The organism is Rugamonas sp. GW822-FHT03B10, assembly GCF_058801745.1.
In genome coordinates this window covers 366368-386869 of sequence record NZ_JBXANP010000002.1, presented here as the reverse complement: position 1 = coordinate 386869, position 20502 = coordinate 366368, and the positions used below count along the sequence as shown (strand labels likewise).

At 69.8% G+C, this 20502-nt stretch carries 16 protein-coding genes; 7 read left to right on the top strand and 9 right to left on the bottom strand.

Annotated elements, in window-relative coordinates; translation table 11 throughout:
• The first annotated feature begins 12 nt into the window (after window positions 1–12).
• From AC1RQG_RS04885 to AC1RQG_RS04875, 3 genes are read left to right on the top strand one after another with little or no spacing between them, the layout of a single operon-like run.
• The gene (locus AC1RQG_RS04885) at window positions 13–1227 is read left to right on the top strand and encodes an efflux RND transporter periplasmic adaptor subunit (RefSeq protein ID WP_493128870.1); all 1215 of its coding nucleotides are present in this window, start codon (window positions 13–15) and stop codon (window positions 1225–1227) included.
• Between the two features lie 9 nt (window positions 1228–1236).
• Window positions 1237–4359, top strand: coding sequence for an efflux RND transporter permease subunit (locus tag AC1RQG_RS04880; protein ID WP_493128868.1), 3123 nt, complete (start codon window positions 1237–1239; stop codon window positions 4357–4359).
• Between the two features lie 23 nt (window positions 4360–4382).
• Entirely contained in the window at window positions 4383–4847 is a 465-nt protein-coding gene (locus tag AC1RQG_RS04875) for an AraC family transcriptional regulator (protein ID WP_493128866.1), read from the top strand.
• A 68-nt stretch (window positions 4848–4915) separates the two neighbouring features.
• Here AC1RQG_RS04875 and AC1RQG_RS04870 read toward each other — a convergent pair whose 3' ends face one another.
• The 3 genes from AC1RQG_RS04870 to AC1RQG_RS04860 all read right to left on the bottom strand — a co-directional run bounded on the left by AC1RQG_RS04870 (window position 4916) and on the right by AC1RQG_RS04860 (window position 9320).
• Window positions 4916–6271: an efflux transporter outer membrane subunit gene (locus AC1RQG_RS04870; RefSeq protein ID WP_493128863.1), complete on the bottom strand. Its 1356-nt coding sequence runs from the start codon at window positions 6269–6271 to the stop codon at window positions 4916–4918.
• 137 nt (window positions 6272–6408) lie between these two features.
• Window positions 6409–7626, bottom strand: a complete 1218-nt coding sequence (locus tag AC1RQG_RS04865) for an HlyD family secretion protein (RefSeq protein WP_493128861.1) — start codon at window positions 7624–7626, stop codon at window positions 6409–6411.
• Complete coding sequence (locus tag AC1RQG_RS04860; protein ID WP_493128859.1) at window positions 7623–9320, bottom strand: MFS transporter; 1698 nt, start codon at window positions 9318–9320, stop codon at window positions 7623–7625. Before AC1RQG_RS04860 ends, AC1RQG_RS04865 begins: the two co-directional genes overlap by 4 nt.
• 224 nt (window positions 9321–9544) lie before the next feature.
• Here AC1RQG_RS04860 and AC1RQG_RS04855 point away from each other — a divergent pair, with 224 nt between their 5' ends.
• The 4 genes from AC1RQG_RS04855 to AC1RQG_RS04840 all read left to right on the top strand — a co-directional run bounded on the left by AC1RQG_RS04855 (window position 9545) and on the right by AC1RQG_RS04840 (window position 14756).
• On the top strand, window positions 9545–10669 hold the full coding sequence (locus AC1RQG_RS04855; protein ID WP_493128857.1) for a branched-chain amino acid ABC transporter substrate-binding protein: 1125 nt from the start codon (window positions 9545–9547) through the stop codon (window positions 10667–10669).
• 161 nt (window positions 10670–10830) lie between these two features.
• Window positions 10831–11223: a hypothetical protein gene (locus tag AC1RQG_RS04850; protein WP_493128855.1), complete on the top strand. Its 393-nt coding sequence runs from the start codon at window positions 10831–10833 to the stop codon at window positions 11221–11223.
• A 12-nt stretch (window positions 11224–11235) separates the two neighbouring features.
• The gene (locus tag AC1RQG_RS04845) at window positions 11236–13023 is read left to right on the top strand and encodes a carboxypeptidase regulatory-like domain-containing protein (RefSeq protein ID WP_493128853.1); all 1788 of its coding nucleotides are present in this window, start codon (window positions 11236–11238) and stop codon (window positions 13021–13023) included.
• Window positions 13024–13034: 11 nt separating this feature from the next.
• On the top strand, window positions 13035–14756 hold the full coding sequence (locus tag AC1RQG_RS04840) for an aldehyde dehydrogenase family protein (RefSeq protein WP_493128851.1): 1722 nt from the start codon (window positions 13035–13037) through the stop codon (window positions 14754–14756).
• Between the two features lie 15 nt (window positions 14757–14771).
• Here the strand turns inward: AC1RQG_RS04840 and tssE are convergent, their stop codons facing one another.
• The 6 genes from tssE to AC1RQG_RS04810 all read right to left on the bottom strand — a co-directional run bounded on the left by tssE (window position 14772) and on the right by AC1RQG_RS04810 (window position 20491).
• A complete protein-coding gene (gene tssE, locus AC1RQG_RS04835) occupies window positions 14772–15248 on the bottom strand; it encodes a type VI secretion system baseplate subunit TssE (protein ID WP_493128849.1) in 477 nt (158 codons plus the stop codon).
• Window positions 15249–15463: 215 nt separating this feature from the next.
• Complete coding sequence (locus AC1RQG_RS04830) at window positions 15464–16561, bottom strand: TIGR03118 family protein (RefSeq protein WP_493128846.1); 1098 nt, start codon at window positions 16559–16561, stop codon at window positions 15464–15466.
• 156 nt (window positions 16562–16717) lie between these two features.
• Window positions 16718–17434 carry a TorF family putative porin gene (locus AC1RQG_RS04825; protein WP_493128844.1) on the bottom strand — a complete coding sequence of 239 codons (717 nt, stop codon included), beginning with the start codon at window positions 17432–17434 and terminating at the stop codon, window positions 16718–16720.
• Complete coding sequence (locus tag AC1RQG_RS04820; protein WP_493128842.1) at window positions 17395–19053, bottom strand: S8 family peptidase; 1659 nt, start codon at window positions 19051–19053, stop codon at window positions 17395–17397. The genes AC1RQG_RS04825 and AC1RQG_RS04820 overlap by 40 nt, the downstream gene beginning before the upstream one ends.
• A gap of 47 nt (window positions 19054–19100) precedes the next feature.
• On the bottom strand, window positions 19101–19937 hold the full coding sequence (locus AC1RQG_RS04815) for a zf-HC2 domain-containing protein (RefSeq protein ID WP_493128840.1): 837 nt from the start codon (window positions 19935–19937) through the stop codon (window positions 19101–19103).
• Window positions 19934–20491 carry an RNA polymerase sigma factor gene (locus AC1RQG_RS04810; protein WP_493128838.1) on the bottom strand — a complete coding sequence of 186 codons (558 nt, stop codon included), beginning with the start codon at window positions 20489–20491 and terminating at the stop codon, window positions 19934–19936. Before AC1RQG_RS04810 ends, AC1RQG_RS04815 begins: the two co-directional genes overlap by 4 nt.
• Window positions 20492–20502 lie beyond the last annotated feature (11 nt).

The following is a 20502-nucleotide window of genomic DNA, read 5'->3' as shown; positions in this document are numbered from 1 at the left end:
ATGAGCACTGACATGAAGCGAACCATCATGAACCCGATCAAACTCAAGCCCGTCGCCCTTACCCTGCTGGCCGTGTTCGCAGTATCCGGCCTGGGCATCGCCCTGTACGCGCCCGCCTCGCGCGCGGCCGACGGCAAGAAGGCCGAAGCGGCCAAGCCCGCGCTCACCGTCACCACGGCCCTGCCGGTGGCCTCGCGCCTGCCCATCAAGCTGGCCGCCAACGGCAACGTGGCCGCGTGGCAGGAAGCCAGCGTGGGCAGCGAGGCCAACGGCCTGCGCCTGACGGAGGTGCGCGTCAACGTGGGCGACGCCGTCAAGGCCGGCCAGGTGCTGGCCGTGTTCTCGGCCGACAGCGTGAACGCCGATCTGGCCCAGGCCCGCGCCGCGCTGCAGGAGGCGGAGGCGAACGCCGCCGAGGCGGCCGCCAACGCGGCCCGCGCCCGCACGCTGCAATCGACGGGCGCGCTGAGCGCGCAGCAGATCAGCCAGTACCAGACGGCCGAACAAACGGCCAACGCCCGCATCGCCTCGGCCCTCGCGGCAGTGGCCAGCCAGCAGCTGCGCCTCAAGCACACCCAGGTGCTGGCGCCCGACAGCGGCGTGATCTCGGCGCGCGGCGCCACCGTGGGCGCCGTGGTCGGCGCCGGCACGGAGCTGTTCCGCATGATCCGCCAGGGCCGGCTCGAATGGCGCGCCGAAGTGACGGCGGCCGACCTGCGCCAGCTGCGCATCGGCACCAGCGCCGTCGTCAAGGCCGCCAACGGCACCGAGGCCACCGGCAAGGTACGCATGGTGGCGCCCACCGTCGATCCGCAAACGCGCTACGCGCTGGTGTACGTGGACCTGCCGGCCAGCGCCAGCGGCGCGCCCAACGCGCCGTTCAAGGCCGGCATGTTCGCCAGCGGCCAGTTCGAGCTGGGCGCGTCGGACGCCATCACCGTGCCGCAGCAGGCCATCGTCGTGCGCGACGGCTTCAGCTACGTGTTCCGCCTGAACGCCGACCAGCACGTGAGCCAGCTCAAGGTCAAGCCGGGCCGCCGCCTGGCCGACCGCATCGAAGTGCTGGACGGTATCAGCGCCACCACGCGCGTGGTGGTCAACGGCGCCGGCTTCCTCAACGACGGCGACCTGGTGCACCACGTGGCCGACGCCGCGCCGGCACCCGCGCCCGCGCCGGTGCCCGCGCAGGCGCAGGCGGCCGCACGCGGCGTGCCTGCCGCCCGCTAAGGAGCCACCGTGAATTTCTCCGCCCTCTCGATCAAGAACCCGATCCCGGCCATCATGCTGTTCGCCCTGCTCACGCTGGCCGGGCTGATGGCCTACCGCGCCAACCCGGTGCAGGATTTCCCGGACATCGAACTGCCCATCGTCACCATCACGGCCGCGCTGGACGGCGCCGCGCCGGCCCAGCTGGAAACGGAGGTGGCGCGCAAGATCGAGGATTCCGTCGCCACCCTGCAGGGGGTGAAGAATGTGTACACCAACGTGCTCGATGGCGTGGCCACCATCACCGTCGAATTCATCCTCGAAAAGCAGCTGTCGGACGCCGTCAACGACGTGCGCGACGCCGTGGCCCGCGTCAAGGCCGACCTGCCGGCCGAGATGCGCGACCCCATCGTGACCAAGGCTTCCACGGCCGGCCGCGTGGTGCTCACTTTCACCGCCACCGCCGTCCCCGGCCAGGGCGTGCCGATGGACCAGCAGGAGCTGAGCTGGTTCGTCGACAACACCGTCGCCAAGCGCCTGCTGGCCGTGCCCGGCCTGGGCGCCGTCAAGCGCGTGGGCGGCGCCTACCGCGAGGTGCGGGTTGAACTGGACGACGCGCGCATGGCCGCGCTCAGGGTGTCGGCGCTGGACGTGTCGCGCCAGCTGCGCCAGGTGCAGAAGGAGGCGCCGGGCGGACGCGGCGACATCAGTGGCGCCGAGCAATCGGTGCGCACCATCGGCACCGTCAAGAGCGCCGCCGAACTGGCGGCCATGGACCTGCCGCTGCCCGACGGGCGCCGCATCCGCCTCGACCAGGTGGCCAGCGTGCGCGACACGGTGGCCGAACCGCGCGCCGTGGCCCAGCAGGACGGGCGCGACGTGGTGGCGTTCGAGATCTTCCGCACCAAGGGCGCCAGCGAACTGGCCGTGGCCAAGGGCGCGCGCGCGGCCATCGCGGAGATCCAGCAAGCCCACCCGAACGTGGCGCTGACCCAGTCCATCGACAACGCCAAGCCGGTCGAGGAGAACTTCCACGGCTCGATGGAGCTGCTGTACGAAGGCGCGCTGCTGGCCGTGCTGGTGGTGTGGTGGTTCCTGCGCGACTGGCGCGCCACGCTGGTGGCGGCGGCCGCGCTGCCGCTATCGGTGATGCCGGCCTTCCTCGGCATCTACTGGTTCGGCTACACGCTCAACACGGTCACGCTGCTGTCGCTGGCCCTGGTGGTGGGCGTGCTGGTGGACGACGCCATCGTCGAGATCGAAAACATCTCGCGCCACCTGCGCATGGGCAAAACGCCGATGCAGGCGGCCATGGAGGCGGCCGACGAAATCGGCATGGCGGTGATCGCCACCACCTTCGCGCTGGTGGCCGTGTTCCTGCCCACCGCCTTCATGAGCGGCATCCCCGGCCTGTTCTTCAAGCAGTTCGGCTGGACCGCCGTGCTGGCCGTTCTTGCGTCGCTGGTGGTGGCGCGCCTGCTCACGCCGATGATGGCGGCCTACATCCTCAAACCGGCCAAGCACCACGAGCAGCAGGACGGCTGGCTGATGACGCGCTACCTGCGCGTGATGCGCTGGTGCCTGTCGCACCGGCTGGTGACGGGCATCGCCTCGGGCGCCTTCTTCGTCGGCTCCATCATGCTGGTGCCGCTGCTGCCCACCGGCTTCGTGCCGCCGGCCGACCGCTCGCAGACCCAGATCAACCTGGAACTGCCGCCCGGCTCCACGCTGGCCGAAACCAAGGTGGTGGCCGAGCAGGCGCGCGTGGCGGCCATGCAGGTCAAGGGTATCAAGGGCGTGTACAGCTCGATCGGCGGCGGTTCCAGCGGCGACGCGTTCGCACCCGGCGCGGCGGCCGAGGCGCGCCGCGCCGTGCTCACCCTGACCACCGTGCACCGCAACGAGCGCAAGGAATCGATGGCCGACATCGAAGGCCATCTCCGCCAGAAGCTGGCCGAGATCCCCGGCGCGCGCTTCAACGTCGGCCCGGCCGAAACGGGCGTCAAGATGCAGCTGGTGCTGCGCAGCGAAGACCCGGTGGCCCTGATGACTGCCGCCAAACAGGCCGAACGCGAACTGCGCACGCTCAAGGGCGTGGGCAATGTGCGCTCCAGCGCCTCGCTGGTGCGCCCCGAGATCATCGTGCGGCCCGACTTCGCCAAGGCGGCCGACCTGGGCGTGACGGCGGCCGCCATCGGCCAGACCGTGCGCGTGGCCACGGCCGGCGACTACGACACCGACCTGACCAAGATGAACCTGCCCGAGCGCCAGGTGCCGATCCGCGTCAAGCTGCCCGACGCGGTGCGCGCCGACCTGGACGCCATCGGCCGCCTCACGGTGCCCGGCAAGAACGGTCCGGTGATGCTGGCCAACGTGGCATCCATCACGATGGAGAGCGGCCCGGCCCAGATCAACCGCCTGAACCGCAGCCGCAACGTGACGCTGGAGGTGGAACTGGGCAAGCGCGCGCTGGGTGAAGTGAACGCGGAAGCGCGCGCGCTGCCGGCGCTGAAGAACCTGCCCGCCTCCGTCAAGATCGCTGAACTGGGCGACACCCAGGAGATGGCCGCGCTGTTCGCCAGCTTCGGCCTGGCCATGCTGATCGGCGTGATCTGCATCTACTGCGTGCTGGTGCTGCTGTTCAAGGACTTCATGCAGCCGGTGACGATCCTGGCCGCGCTGCCGCTGTCGATCGGCGGCGCCTTCGTGGCGCTGCTGATCACGGGCCGCGCGCTGTCGATGCCGTCGATGATCGGCCTGATCATGCTGATGGGGATCGTGACCAAGAACTCAATCTTGCTGGTCGATTATGCTATTCTGGCCCGTCAGGCCGGCATGGGCCGTTTCGAGGCGCTGGTGGACGCCTGCCACAAGCGCAGCCGCCCGATCCTGATGACGACCATCGCCATGGGCGCCGGCATGATGCCGCTGGCGCTGGGCTGGGGCGCCGATCCCAGCTTCCGTTCGCCGATGGCGATCACCGTGATCGGCGGCCTGATCACGTCGACGTTACTGAGCCTGCTGGTGGTGCCGGCCGTGTTCACCTACATCGACGACCTGGAACATGTGCTGCGACGGCTGATGCGCAAGCTGCGCCGCCAGCCGCCGGAATCGACCGCCCCGCTGCGCAAGGTGGCCGGCGGCCGCCACTAATCACAAGCTGACTGGAGAAACAGATGGACGTACAAATCAAGGACCTGCCCGCCGTGCGCGTGGCCTACCTGCGCTACAAGGGTCCGTTCGGCCCGGCGCTGGGCGAATTCTGGAAAGAGGTGTTCGCGCCGTGGCAAAAGGCGTTCCGCCTGCAGGGCCGCGTCAGCTACGGCGTGGCGCAGGACGATCCGGCCACCACGCCGGCCAACGAGTGCCGCTACGACGCCTGCGTGGAAGTGGATGCCGACTACAAGATCGCCGAACCGGCCAGGGAAGCCATGCTGGCCGGCGGCCGCTACGCCGTGGCCCAGTTCCACGGCACGCCGGACAAGTTGCCCGCAGCGTGGCATGAGCTCTACGACCAGTGGCTGCCCGCCAGCGGCTTGAAGTCGGACGCCCGCCCCTGCCTGGAACGCTACGCGGCCGATTTCGCTGTGGACCCGGCCACGGGCGCCTTCAGCTGCGAGCTGTGCATGCCCGTCGCGTAAATCGCGTGAGGGTCAGACTCCCCGCCTTGGCGCTAGGATCTGACCCTGATATGGCGGCCCGCCGGCGCTCACGGCGCCCAGCCGCCGCCGAGTGCGCGATACAAATCGACCGACGCCTGCAGCAGCCGCGTCTTGAGCTGCAAGCGCGCCACGTCGGCGCCGTACAGCGTACGCTGGGCGTCCAGTTCCTCCAGATACGACGCGTAGCCATTGCGATAGCGGTTGCGCGCGATGCGCAGCGTTTCGGCCGCCGTGGCGCGGCGCGCGTCGTTCTCCACCGCCTGTTCCCGCAAGCGCCGCAAGGCGTCCAGCCCATTTTCCGTTTCCGCCAGCGCGCCGCGCACGGCGTTCTCGTACGCGTACACAAGCTGGTCGCGCTGGGCCGCCGCCGCCTCCGTCTGCGCCTGCACCCGGCCGCCGTCGAACACGGGCGCGGCGGCCAGCGCCGTCAAGCGCCACAAGGCCGTGGGCGCGTTGGCCAGATCGGCCAGACGGAAATTCTGCACCCCGCCCACGGCCGTCAGTTTGAACGACGGTAGCAACTGGTCGCGCGTGGCGGCCAGGTTCGCGCTGGCCGCCACCAGATTCAATTCGGCCCGCGCGATGTCGGGCCGGCGCCGCAGCAGTTCGGACGGCAGGCCGGCAGGCACCTGCGGCGGCGTCAACCCGGCCAGCGGCGCGCCGCGCGCGATGGGGCCGGGATTGCCGCCGGCGAGGATGGCCAGCGCATTCTCCTGCTCGAAGATGGCGCGCCGCAGCGGCGGAATCTGCTCGGCCGCCGCCTCGTATTCGGCCTGCGCCTGCAACCACTCCAGCCGCGAACTGTAGCCGACCTCGAACTGTCGCTGCGCCAGCGCGCGCGACTGCCCGCGCAATTGCAGCGTCGCCTCCGCCAGTTCAAGCTGGGCGTCCAGCCCGCGCAGATTCAGGTAGCCCGACGCCGCCAGCGCCGCCACCGACAACGCGGCCGCATCGGCGTTGGCGCGCTCGGCCTGATAGCGGGCCTGCGCCGCATCCGTCTGCGCGGCCAGCCGGCCCCACACATCGATCTCATAACCGGCCTGGAATTCGGCCTGGTACACATTGGTCACGTAGGGCACGCCGTTGTAGGCCAGCAGCCGGGTGCGGGTGGGCGACGCATCCACGCTGACGCTGGCCTTCTGCGCTGCGGCGGCCACGCCCAGCCGCGCGCGGTACTCGCTCACGCGCGAGCGCGCGATGCGCAAGTCGCCGTTGTTGGCCAGCGCGGTCGTCACCAGCGCGCTCAATGCGGGATCGCCGAAGCTTTGCCACCACCGCCGTTCCGGCGCCGGGGCGCTGGCGGCCGGCCCAACGGGCGCGCGCCACGCGGCCGGTACTTGCAGCGTCGATGGCGGCGCTGGCGGCGCCGTGGCCGCGCAACCGGCCAGCAGACCGGCCAACATTGCCGCAGACGCGGTGCCGCGCAAGACGGCGGGCAACGCGCGCCACGAAGCGCGCGATGCATCGCGCCACGGAGCATGTGACGGATTGCGCCATGGCGCACCAGGCGCCGCAGCCCTGTGTCCGGCGCGCGCCACGTTCATGGCCGCGCCCCCGGCGCACGCGCGGGCGCGGAGGCCGGCACGCGGGCGCCGTCGTTCAACTCCGCCGACGTATCGATGCTGACGATCACCGACATGCCGGGCCGCAGCCTGCGCGCCAGCGCCTGCCCCGGATCGATGCGGATGCGCACCGGGATGCGCTGCGCGATCTTGACGTAATTGCCGGTCGCGTTATCGGCCGGCAGCACGCTGAACTCCGACCCCGTGGCCGGCGAGATGCGCTCCACCTGGCCCGTCAGCGTGGCGCCGTCCAGCGCATCGACCTTGAACGTGGCGCTCTGCCCCACCTGCACCGCGTTCATCTGGGTTTCCTTCAGGTTGGCGATCACCCACAGCTGGCGCGGCACCAATCCCATCAACTGCGCACCCGCGTTGACGTAGGCGCCCTGCCGCACCGTGACCTGCCCCAGCTGGCCATCGGCCGGCGCCGTGATGCGCGTGTTGTCGAGGTCCACGCGGGCCGCCTTGAGCGCGGCCGCCGCGTTGGCCACGGCCGCCTCCAGCGCCGCCTTGTTGACCTGCACCGACTGCACCTGCTGGCGCGCGATGTCGAGCGAGGCGCGCGCCTGCGCCACCGCCGCCACCGTCTGCGCCCGCGCCGCGCGCGACTGGTCCTGCTCGCGCATGGACAGCGAACCATCGGCCGCCAGTTGTTCCACCCGCGCCAGATCGGCCGTGGCCTTGGCCGCCTGCGCCTGCGCGTTGGCCAGCGCGGCCTGGTTCAGCGCCACGCCGGCCTGCGCGCTGCCGCGCGCCTGCGTCCAGTTGGCCAGCGCCGCCTGCTGCGCCGCCAACTGGGCCTGCGCCTGCTCGTAGCGTTGCTGGAACACGCGGTCGTCCAGCTGCACCAGCAGCTCGCCCTGGCGCACCTGCTGGAAGTCCTGCACCTTCACCTGCGTCACATAGCCCGACAACTGCGTGCCCACCAGCGTGACCTGGCCCCGCACCAGCGCGTTCTCGGTCGACACGATGGCGCTGCTGAACGGCGGCAGCCGCCATGCATACAACACCACCAGCACACCGATCAGCGCCACCCCCGCGAAGCCGATGGCCGACAACCATTGCGCGCGCCGGTCCGGCGGCAGCGGCGGCGGCGACGCGGCGGCCACCGCGGCGGCGGCGGCAGCGGCGGCCACGGTGGCCATGTCGGGCGGCGTGGAGGATGGGGAATGGGCGTCGGGTGCAGTGGTAGTCATCGCGATCCGGAATTGTTAAGTGAAACGTTGGCCATGCCCGTTTGCGCATTGGGGCCGGCGCTGTCCTTGCACACCACGCACTGGTCCCAGAAGTAGCGCGCCGCCATCCACGCCAGCGTGGCCAGCGCCACCGCGCAGATCAGCATGAACACATCGTTGTAGGCGAGGATGTTGGCCTCGCGCGTGGCCGCCGCGCCCAGCGACGCCACGCCCTGCGCGCCGCGCAAGGCGGGATCGGCCAGCGTGCCGCCCAGCGCCGCGCCGCCGGCCTGCACGCGCGCGGCCACCTGCGGGTCGAGCAGCGTCAGGTGTTCGACCAGCTGGCTGGAGTGGTACTTTTCGCGCACCACCTGGAACGTGCCCACCAGCGCGGAGCCGAGCAGGCTGCCCATGTTCTGGGTGATGGTGAACATCAGCGAGAAGCTGATCAGATTGCGCGGCGCGGCGATCACGGCGCCAAAGCCGGAAATGAAGGTGGGGCCGAGGAAGAACGCGCCGCCAAAACCGAGCAGGAACTGGCTCACATACATATTGGCGGGCCGCGTGAGGTTGGTGGCGTGGGCGTCCATCCAGGCGCCGGCCGCCATCAGCACCAGCGACAGCATCAGCGACGGCGCCACGCGCGACGGTGCGATGGTGAGCGCGCTGGCCACCATGCCGGCCACGGTGCCGGCCATCACCACCAGCCACAGTTGCTGCATCTGGTCGTTGTTCAGGCCCAGCGCCTGCAGCAAGCCCACCGTGCCGCTGGCCTCGGACTGCACCACGCGGATCAGCAGCACGGATAAGCCCAGCCGCACCATGTTGCCCGTGCTGAGCCAGCGCGTGTTGAGCAGCGGCGCGCGCCGGTTATGCTCGACCAGCAGCGCGGCCGCGATCAGCACGATGGACGCGGCCAGGCTGTAGCCGAGCCAGCGCGACTCCAGCCACCACACGGTGCGCCCCAGCGCCAGCACGGCCGACAGCAAGGCCACGCCCGGTGCGAACAGGGCGAAGGTGAGGAAGTCCAGCTTCTCGAACGCCTTCACGCGGTCGCCCGGCGGCAGCTTGAGCATCAGCACGCAGCCCAGCGCCAGCAGCGTCATGCCCAGTTCGAACCAGTACAGGCCGCGCCACTCGCCCAGCTCCAGCAGTTCGGACGAGAACAGGCGCGCCAGCGGCAGCGCCAGCTGGGCGAAGCCCACGCCCAGCACCACGCCCTTGAGCCGGTGCCGGGCCGGAAACGCCTGCAGCGTGTAGTACAGCCCCAGCACCGTGAGCGCCGCGCCGGACATGCCGCTGGCGGCCCGCACGGCGATGGCCGACGCCAGCCCGTGCACGAACAGGTGCGCCAGCGTGGCCACGGCGTACAGCACGAGGAACAACTCCGTGAACAGGCGCAGGCCGAACTGCTGGCGGAACTTCACCAGCAGCAGATTCATCGACACGTTGGTCATCACGTACGCGGCCGGCAGCCACTGGATTTCGGACGCGTACACGCCCAGCGCGCCCTGCAGGTACGGCAGGTTGACCGACACCAGCGCGTTGCCGAGGCCCCCCGTCAGCGCCACGATCAGCCCCACCACCAGGTAGGCGGCCCGGCGCGCATCGGAATGCAGCGGCGTGGACGGCGAGCCGGGCAACGTGGGCCGTTCGTGGGGTAGCCAGACTTGCGGGGTGTAGACGTCCATGCGGATCACTCCGTCGGGTTGCACTTACGTTGCACGCTGGAATTCTCTGACGGTGAGCATACCACCGGCGGCGGCGCCGGCGCGCCGCCCTAAACCAAATAAAATTCCGGCAAGCGCCGCATCGCCACCCGAATCCAGCCAAAATGGGGGCGACAGCGCCCCAAGTCACACGATAATATGTGACGAATTTGGCGATAATTCAGCTCACTGCGCGGCCGCCGGCCCGCGCGCCAACCTCGGGAGACTCAATGAATTTCAAGCACATCGCAGGCGCCGTGGCGCTGCTGGGCATGGCCGGCGCGGCCGGCGCGCAGGACATGGTGGTCAAGATCGGCCACAGCGGCCCGCTGTCGGGCGCGCAGGCGTTCTCCGGCAAGGATAATGAAAACGGCGCCCGCCTCGCCATCGAGGAACTGAACGCCAAACCGATCACCGTGGCCGGCAGGAAGATCAAGTTCGAGCTGCTGTCCGAGGACGACCAGGGCGATCCCAAGTCCGGCGTGGCGGTGGCCCAGAAACTGGTCGACGCCGGCGTGCGCTACGTGGTCGGCCCCTACAACTCGGGCGTGGCCATCCCCGCCTCGCGCACCTACCACGACGCCGGCGCGCTGGTGGCCACCGTGGCGTCCAACCCCAAGCTCACCCAGCAAGGCTACCAGGGCCTGTTCCGCGTGAACGCCAGCGACACCCAGCTCGGCTCGAAGATGGCGCTGTACGCGGCCAACGCGCTGCACCTGAAGAACGTGGCCGTGATCGACGACCGCACCGCCTTCGGCCAGGGTCTGGCCGAGGAATTCAAGAAGCAGGCCAAGGCCTCCGGCATGGTGGTGGCCGGCCACGAATTCACCAACGACAAGGCGTTCGATTTCGCCTCCATCCTCACCAAGCTCAAGGCGAAGAAGGTGGAGGCCATCTTCTTCGGCGGCTACGCGCCGCAGGGCGCGCCCATGGTGCGCCAGATGAAGCAACTGGGCATCAACGCCAAGCTGCTGGGCGGCGACACCATCTGCACGGCGGAGATGGGCAAGCTGGCCGGCGACGCGGCCGGCGAGAACGTGCTGTGTTCGCAGGGCGGCGCCATCCTCGACAAGGCCGCCGGCGGTCCCGCGTTCAAGGCCAAATACAAGCAGCGCTTCAAGCAGGACGCCGACGTGTACGCGGCCTCCTACTACGACGCCGTGCATCTGTACGCGCAAGCCATGCAAAAAGTGAATTCGACCGATCCGCTCAAGGTCGGCGTGGCGGTGGCGGCCGGCAGCTACCAGGGCGTGGCCGGCACCTACGTGTTCGACACGCATGGCGACATGAAGCAGTCGCCCGTCACCATCTTCACCTTCAAGCGCGGCCAGCCCGTCCCGCTGACCAGCTACTGACGTTTGTCCCGGCGCGCCACGCCCGTGGCGCGCCGCCGCTCCCCGCCCGCGCGCGGCGCCCGCCGTGCGCGAAAATGACAAGCGATTGGCAAGAAATAACAAGTCCGTTTCCTCCCCCTGCCCGAGAATGCCTCATCGACACCCTTGTTGAGGAGACCTCTATGACAACCCGGACCCGCCCTATGCAGGCGACCATCTTCTGTGCCCTGTTCCTGCTGTCGGCCGCCATCATGGTGGCGCTGGGCGTGGACGCCCACGCCTACTACATCCCCGCCATCAGCCTGCTGCTGCAAGCGGCGCTGGTGTGGAAAGGCGCCAGCCTGCGCTGGTTCAAGCGCGTGCTGGAACTGAACCAGCTGACCGCCATCGTCCTGATCCTGGACCTGTGGCTGGGCGACCTGCTGCACCTGCCCAAGCTGACCATCTCGGCCGCCATGCTGGCCGCCAACCTGCTGCTGGGCGGCCCGCTGATGGGCATCCTGGCCATCGGTGCGCTCGGCTCCATGCACTTCAGCAAAACCCTGCCCGGCTGGTTCCAGTCCGGCCGCGCCTAAGGAGCACCGCACATGAAACTGCAACACACCGCATTGATCGCGGCCCTGGGCTTGGGCATGCTGCACACGGCCGGCGCCGTCAACCTGAGCGGCACCGTCGCGCTGGAGAACGGCAAGCCCGTGCTGGGCGCCATGGTGACCGTGTTCAACGAAGCCAAGGACCGCAAGGAAACCGTGTACACGGCCGCCGACGGCAGCTACGCCATCCGCACCGACTTCGGCGGCAAGCTGGCCGTGCGCGCCCGCCTGGCCAACTTCGAGGACAGCAGCACGGAAACCACGCTGGCCGCCAGCGACAGCGCCACCATCAACTTCACCATCAAGCACTTCGCCTCGGCCCAGGCCGAGTCGGACGCGCTGTCGGCCTCGGCCCACAACGCCCGCCTGCCGTGGGCCAGCGGCGAGGACCGCAAACCGTTCGTCAGCCAGTGCATGTACTGCCACCAGATCGGCAACGCGCTGACCCGGCCGCCGCGTCCGCAAAGCGCGTGGAAGGCCACCATCGCCCGCATGGAAGGCTATTTCGCCTCGCTCAGCGGCAGCGAGATCGAAACCATCAGCGGCGTGCTAACGCGCGGCTTCGACGGCAAGCCCGTCGCCGCCAAGCACGACTATGCGCCCACGCCGGAACTGGCGCGCGCCAAGGTCGAGCAGTGGCTGGTGGGCGATTCCATGTCCTTCATCCACGACACCGACGTCGGCCAGGACGACAAGCTGTACGGCACCGACGAGGGCCACGACATCATCTGGGTGCTGGACCGCAAGACCCACAAGATAGAGAAGTACCCGCTGCCGGCCAGCAACCTGCCGGTGGGCGGCAAGTTCTCCGGCATGCAGCTGCCGATCGGCATCTTCACCGGCAAGCACGGCCCGCACAGCACGGCGCAGGCCAAGGACGGCCGGATCTGGATCACCAACGCCCTGTCGGGCACGCTGATGTCGTTCGACCCGGTCAGCAAGGCCTTCAAGGTCTACCCGATTCCCGGCGACGTGCTGTACCCGCACACCATCCGCGTCGACCAGGAGGGCATCGTCTGGTGGACCAACGTGGCCTCCAACCAGATCGGCCGCTTCGATCCGAAGACCGAGCAGATGAAGGTGCTGCGCCTGCCGGCCAACGGCTTCTTCCGCTGGGTCAGCGACATGCTGCTGCCGTCCATCCTGGAAATGGCCAGCTGGTTCCCAGGCAAGAACATCCACCTGGACCTGTCGCACCAGAAATGGCTGGGACATAACATCCTGGCCTTCCCGTACGGGATCGACATCAATCCCAAGGATGGCAGCGTGTGGTACGCCAAGCTGTACGCCAGCAAGATCGGCCGCATCGATCCCAAGACGATGGAGATCACGGAGTACGACACGCCGATGAAAGGCCCGCGCCGCCCCCGCTTCGACAAGAACGGCGTGCTGTGGATCCCCGCCTTCGACGACAGCGGCCTGATGGCCTTCGACACGGCCACCAAGCAGTTCAGCAGCTACCAGCTGCCGGTGCTGGCCAAGGGCGAACACGAGGTGCCGTACGCGCTCAACATCCATCCGAAGACGGGCGACGTGTGGATCACGGCCAACAACTCGGACCGCGTGCTGCGCTTCATGCCGGCCACCAAGACCTTCCTCAGCTACCCCAGCCCGACCCGGGTGACGGTGCTGCGCGACCTGGTGTTCACCAAGGACAACCGCGTCTGCTCCAGCCTGTCGAACCTGCCCGCCTACGGCACCGAGGATGGCCTCGACTCGTTCATGTGCATCAACCCCGAAGGTGGCGAGCAGGACCGCGCCGCCATGGGCAAGGTGAAATGATGGGCCGCGCCATGGGAGCCAGCGCCCGGCTGGAAGCCCTGCTGGCGGGGCTGGCCGCGCGCCGCCAGGACTGGGCCGCCCTGCCCGTGGGCGAGCGCATCGCGCTGCTGCGCCAGGTGCGCGAACGCATCCCGGCCGCCGCCGAACGGTGGATAGACCTGTCCAACGCGGCCAAGGGTATCGACGCCGACAGCCCGCTGCAGGGCGAGGAATGGACCTCGGGCCCGTGGGCGCTGCTGGCCACCTGCGACCACCTGCTGGCCACGCTCGAACAGATCGCCGTCGACGGCCGGCCCGCCGTCCACGCGCTCAGGCAGCGCATGGTGGCCGGCCGCCAGCTGGCGGTGGAAGTGTTCCCGCAAACGCTGTTCGACCGCCTGCTGCTGTCGGGCGTGCGGGCGGAGGTGTGGATGCAGCCGGACGTCAACGCCGGCAACCTGTCCAGCCACGTGGCCGCCGCCTACCGGGACGTTCGCCACGCGCAGGGCGAACTGGCGCTGATCCTCGGCGCCGGCAACATCGCCAGCATCGCCCCGCTGGACGCGCTGCACAAGCTGTACACGGAGAAGGCGGTCTGCATCGTCAAGCTCAATCCCGTCAACGACTACCTGCTGCCCGTGTTCGAGGAGATCTTCGCGCCGCTGGCCGAACGCGGCTTCCTGCACTTCGTCACCGGCGGCGGCGAGGTGGGCGCCCTGCTGTGCCAGCACCCGCTGGTGGACACCATCCACATCACGGGCAGCCAGGCCACGCACGACGCCATCGTCTACGGCCACGGACCGGAGGGCGAAGCGAACCGGCGCGCCAACACGCCGCTCAATCCCAAGCCCATCTCCAGCGAACTGGGCGCCGTGTGCCCCACCATCGTGGTGCCGGGGCCGTGGACGGCGGCCGACATCGCGTTCCAGGCCAGCCACATCGCCACCCAGAAGCTGCACAACTCGGGCTTCAATTGCGTGGCCTCGCAGGTGCTGGTGCTGCCGGCGCAATGGCAGCACACGCCGGCCCTGCGCGCGGCCGTGCGGGAAGCGCTGGCCAGCGCGCCGGACCGCAAGCCCTACTATCCGGGCGCGGCCAGCCGCCAGGCCCAGTTCGCGGCCTGCCAGCCCGGCGCCAAGCGCGTCAATCCGGTCGGCGCGGCGGCCAACCGCGAAGTGGTGGAACTGCCGCCGGCCGGCGACGAACAGGTGTTCGGACGCTGCACCGAAGTGTTCGCGCCCACCCTGTGCGAACAGGTGCTGGAGGGCGCGGACCCGGAGACCTACCTGCGCCACGCCATCGCCTACGCCAACGACAAGCTGCGCGGCACGCTGGGCGCCAACATCCTGATCCACCCGGCCACCATCAAGGCGCTGGGACCGCGCTTCGACGAACTGCTGCTCGAACTGCGCTACGGCACCATCGCCATCAACGCGTGGACGGGACTCGGCTATCTGCTCACACAAACGCCGTGGGGCGCCTTCCCCGGCCACGTGCTGAACGACGTGCAGAGCGGCATCGGCAGCGTGCACAACACGCACATGTTCGACAAGCCGCAGCGCACCGTGGTGCGGGCGCCGTTCCGGCCGTTCCCGCGCAGCGTGCTGGGCGGAGAGATGACGCTGCTGCCCAATCCGCCGTGGTTCGTCAACAACCGCCAGGCCCACAACGTGGCGCGCAAGCTGTTCGCGTTCCAGGCGCGGCCGTCGTGGTTCAAGCTGCCGGGGATCTTCCTCGACGCGCTGCGCGGCTGACGCGCACGCGCACGATCAGGCGGCGCCGTCCGCCGGCGGGCCGCCCCGGTCGATCGCGTACTGCTGGGTGGATGGTTTGAGTATCGCGTCGAAGCGCACCAGTTCGGCGCCGGGATCGGCCTTCAGGCGGGCGCTGATCACGATGTCGAGCCGGTTCACCAGCGTACCGGACACGCGCAGCGCGGCGCTCACCTCGTACAGGCGCGGCTCGTGCCGTTCGATGGCCTGCCGCACGGCGCCGCAGATCTTCTGGCGGTCCTCGTCGCTGGTCAGGCACATGCCGGCGAAATCGATCAGGCCGTAGTTGAGGATGGAATTGCGCACTTCGGGATACGGCTCCAGCGCCGCCCCGGCCAGCGCGGCGCGGGTGTTGAACAGCGCCTCCAGGTCGCTGGCGACGGCGTCCTTGAGCTGTTCCAGCGGCCAGCCACGGGGACGCGGCTGGCCATCCATCAGACGGTCGAACAGGCCGGGGGCGTAGCGCTGCTGCATGGCGGCTCTCCTGGAGTATGCGGGGAGGGAACCGCCAGCCACATCACCGCCGCCCGGGGCCGCCCGCGACACAGCGCCGGGCCGGGCGCCAGCAAGGCACGCGGCCTCCGTGCGGCGCTGACGTGACTGACGAGCTTGCCATTATCAGCCAGCGCGCAGCGCGCCCTTTGCGCCCGCGCAAAGTCTTTACATCGGGGTCAGTGACCCTGCTTCTGTTACTTCAAGTCGATGCGGCCGTACTGGCCGTGGGCCTCGTCCCTGGGTCCGGCCGCGAAGAACAGCGTGTTGGTGGGCTGGCTGTTGATGCCGTTGCCGAACGCGATGCCCCACAGGCCGTCGATCACCAGCGGCATGCCGTCCGCGCCGCTCAAGGTGCCCATGGCGGTGCCGTTGGCCGGATCGTAGACATTGATCTTGCCGTCGCCAAAGTTCCCCACCAACAGCATGTTGCTGTTGCTGCCGAAATCGGCGGGCGCCATCGCGATGCCCCACGGTGCGTTGAGCGCGCCGCCGTTCACCAGCTGGCGGATCAGGGCGCCGCCCGTGGTGTACACGTCCAGCACACCGAAGCCTGCGCCGGCCTGCTCATCGTCGCCGGTGGCGGCCCGCTTGGCGTAGGCCACATAGACCCGGTCGCCGATCACCTGGATGCCGAATGGCGCATAGCCGGCCGGCAGGCCCGGATCCGTGAAGCCGCCCGGCAAGCTGACCCTGGCGAAGTTGGTGTCGAACACATCGACGCGCATGTTGTGGAAATCGGCCGCGTACAGGTAGTTGACGCCGCCGAAGCTGCCGATCGCCAGTCCCTTGTAGACGGCGCCGGCGCCGCTGCCATCGAACGTGGTCAGGGCCGTGGTCGCGTTCACGGACGGCGCCCAGGCCGCGATCATACCGCTCTCGGTGGCGAACAGGAACGGGCTGGTGCCGGTGCCACTGGGCTGGGTCAGCTTGAAGTCGGTGGTGCCGTTGTAGACGATGCCGGTGGGCGCATCGGGCGTGCTGACCACCAGCGACTGCGGCACGCCATTGCCGTCGTACAGCGTGGATTTGGAAGTGCCATTATCTGCCACCCAGACATAGCCTTTCGGATTGAAGGCCACGCCCCAGCCGTTGACGAGATTGACGTCCGTGTGGGCCGCCGCGATCACGGCGTCCGACACCAGGCTGGTGACGGCGTAGCTGCTGGCGACGGCCGGCGGCGGCGCGCTGGGCGGCATATAGCTGCCGCCCCCGCCATAACCGCCGCCGCAGGCGGTAAGAATCACGGCCAGTCCGGCGCTGGCGAAATTGCGCAGGCAATGCGAGGTATTCATGATGCGTCCTTTCAGCGAGATGGCGATGTGCCCGTTCATACCCGCCCGCAGCCGCAAGGTTCCCGCCAATGCAAAAAAAACCGGGGTCAGGTCATGAAATTGCGCAAGATGCGCAATTTCATGACCTGACCCCGGTTTCCGGTTTCTGGCGGGCCGCTAGAAGGCGTAGGCTACGCTGAGCACGAGCGCTTGCTTTGACGGCGCCGTGTAGTAGGGCGAGGCGCCCTCACCGGGGCCGCGCGAGGAGGCAAGCGTCCACGCCAGCTGCACGTTCCAGTCGCCCAGCGCCGTCGCCAGCCCGAGGCGGGCATCGTAACGGGCAGGCTGATCGACGCCGCCGCGCGGCAGATAGCGCAGCGCGCCCGCGTGGGCGACTAGTTTGAGCTGGTCGTGCAGCGGATAGAAACCGTTCGCTTCCACGTACGCGGTACGCATGTCGCGGCCGAAATAGTGCGGCGAGAAGTAGACCCGCAATCCCACCCGCTCCGACGCCAGGCCCGCATACCATTCGCCATAGTCGCTGTCGCGCGCGCGGCTGAAACGGGACAGGCTGGCGCCCGCTTCCCAGCTCCAGCCGGAAGCGAGCCGGCGCGCCAGGCCGCCGTAGGCCGTCAGCTGCGCCATGTCGCGCTCGCGCAGGTTGGCGCTGGCAGCCTGCGCTCCCGCGTACCAGCCTTGCGGACTGTCGTAATTCAGCCCCAGCTGGGCCGAGGGGTTGCCGTCGCTGAGCGACAGGCCACGGAAACGGTAGTCCGACAGCAGCGTCACGCTGCCGCTGGTCTGGGCCGCCGCGCCGCCCATGCACAGCAGCAGCGCCAGCGCCGCGCCCGCGCTCAAGGCTGGCGGCTGGTGCGCAGGGTGACGGCGGCGCATGAACAGGTGCAGGCGCCCGTGGTGTTGGCGATGGTGGCACATGCGTCGATGGTAGCAGCATTCTGCCCGCGCCCCGGCACCAGCAGGTGTTCCAGTTGCGCGCCGTTGGCGCCGGGCCGCAGTTCGGCCAGCAGCGCCAGCATCCCCGTCACATGGGCCGCCGCGTAGGAATTGCCGGACACGAAGCGCCAGCCACCTCCGACGAGGCTGGCCGGCACATCCTGCCCCGGCGCCAGCACGGCTCCGTCCTGCGCCGGCGGCTGCGGCAGCGCCTGTGCCTGTGCCTGTGCCTGTGCCTGTGCCTGTGCCTGTACCTGTGCATGTACCTGTGCCTGTGCATGTACCTGCGCCTGGGCCAGTGCCTGCACCGGGACCGAATCTGAGGCCGGGGCCGGCGCCGTCGCCAAGGCGCCGGCCCGCCCCTGCTGGGCCACGGCGACCACGCCGGGATGGGACACGGGAAACGCGCGCGCCGGCCCTTGCGGGTCGATGGCGCCCACCACGCTGATGCCGCGCGCCAGCGCCGCGTCGAGCAGGCGGTCCAGCAGCCGATCCGGCGGCCCGGACAGGCTCAGGTTGATGATGCGCGCCTCGTGCAGGATCGCGTAATTGAGCGCCTTGCCCAGCGTGAAGCTGCTGCAGCGCGCGCCCTGCCCGGCCTGCTGCCAGCAGGCGCGCAGACCCATCAGCCGCGCGCCCGGCGCCACGCCCAGGATGCCGTGCCGGCCACCGCGCGCGGCGATGATGCCGGCCACCGCCGTGCCGTGCGCTTCCGGCAGGTAGCTGCTGCCATCGACAAAATTCTCGGTGCTGGCCAGTTGGCCGGCCAGGTCGGGATGATGGCCGTCGATGCCGCTGTCGACCACGGCCACCGACACGTCGCGTCCCGTGGCGGCCCGGTGCAGCTCGGCCACGTGCCAGTAGCGCGCGCTCGGCTGCACCGGATACAGGGCCGGCGTCGCGCCATCCATGCCCGAGTAGAGCGACACCGGCTGCGCCCATTCCACGCGCGGATCGTGCGACAGCAACTCGGCGACGCGGGCCGGTTCGCCGCCGGCCGGCGTCTCCAGCACATAGCAATCGACGCCGAGCGTGGGCATGGGCCAGTCGCTGACCAGCTTCAACCCGTGCAGGCGGGCCAGCTCCTCGGCGATGCGGTGGCGCGCCCCGCGCCCGCCGTCGTCCAAGTAACGGCCGCCGTAGCCGGCGTCGGGCCGGTAATGGGGCGGCGGCAGGCGCAGCATGACCAGCAACTGCCGTTCGGGCGCGGCCGCGTCGCCAGACGGGATCGCGCCATGCTCGTTTGCCTGTGATGCGGCGACGGCGCCGGACGAGGCCGCGCCGTGCCCGTTTGCCTGCGATGCGGCGGCGGCGCCGGACGAGGCCGCGCCGTGCCCGTTTGCCTGCGATGCGGCGGCGGCGCCGGACGGGGCCTCGCCATGCTCGTTCGCCTGCGATGCGGCGGCGGCGCCGGGCGAGGCAGCGCCATGCTCGTTCGCCTGCGACGCTGCTGCGACGACGACGGGGCCGGCTGGCGCGCCCGCGTCAGCCTGCGCGCGGGCCGGCGCTCCGGCCAGCGACAACGCACCCGCCAGCAACGCCGCCAGTAGCGCTGGCAACGTGGTTCGCGCCGGCGATCGCACCGGCGGCGCATGCGGCAGCATGTTCACGGCAGCGTCCCCCCATCCAATGTCTCGGCCAGCACCACGGCCGGTTCCGCGCGCAGGCGCGCGCGGGCCGCGCGCGGGTCCGGCACGCTGAGCAGGTAGGCGTCCGTCACAGTGGGGCCGTCCACCACGTGCGCGCCGTTGGCCTGCAGGATGCGGCGCAAATCGCGTTCGGCCGTCTCGGGCTTGAACTTCACCACCAGGTTGCCGGAGGCGGCGCTGGCGCCCAGCACGTGATAGGCGCCGACGTCGGCCACGGGCCGCGCCAGCAACAGCGCCAGCCCCGCGATGACGATGAACTGCGCCGCCAACGCCCAGCGCAGCCAGGACGCGTCGTTGGCGGCGGCGCGGCGCCACCATGACCGTGCCGGCGCCGGTGCCGGCACTGGCACGGGCGGGTCGAGGCGCGGCAGCAACGCGGCCAACGCCCGCTCCACGTTCAAGCCGAGGGCGGCGGCGATCGGGTCAGTGCCGACGGTTGTGCCAGTGGCGGCGGTTGAGCCTGCGCCGACGGTTGGGCCAGTGGCGAAGGTTGAGCCGGTGGCGGAGGTTGAGCCTGCGGCGGAGGTTGAGCCAGCGGCGGAGGTTAAGCCGGCGGCGGAGGTTGAGCCAGCGGCGCCGGTCTGGTCAACGCAGGCACGTCCCGCCGGCAACGCGGCGGCCGCCTGCACGCGGCGTTCTAAGTCCAGCTCGGCGCGGCACGCGGCGCAATCGGCCAGATGCCGCCGCACGGCCGCGCTGTCGGCGGCATCGAGCCGGTCGGCCGCGTACCAGGGCAACAGCGCCTGCGCGGCCTCGTGTGCTGGATCGTCCAGCTTGACGGTGTGGCCGTTCATGGTAAATCCTCCATCTGGCTCGCCAGCATGTCCTTCAATTTGTGGCGTGCGTGAAACATGCGGGTCTTGACCGTGTTGACGGGACAACCGACCACGTCCGCGATCTCCGCGTAGCCCATCTCGTGCTCATACGTGAGCACCATCACCACCTGCTGCGCCAGCGGCAACTGGGCCAGCGCCCGCTCCAGCACCTGCCGCAACTGCCGCCCCTCCAGCACGTGGTCCGGCTCCAGCGCGGGGCCGGCCTCGTAAGAATCGGCGTCCGATTCGAGCGGCTCGTCGCTGCCGCGCAAGCCCTTCAGCGCCTTGCGGTAGGCGATCGCGAAGATCCACGTCGACACCTTGCAACTGCCGTCATAGCTGGCCGCCTTTTGCCACACCACCAGCATGGTGTCGTTGATGACTTCCTCGATCAGCGGCACGCTGCGCACCATGCGCCCGAGGAAACGCCCGAGACGGGGGAAATAGGCACGGTACAGCTGCTCGAACGCCAGCCGGTCGCCGGCCACGATACGGCCCAGCAGGCGCGCCTCGTCGCCGCCGGCCCCGGCCATTTGCCCGTCCA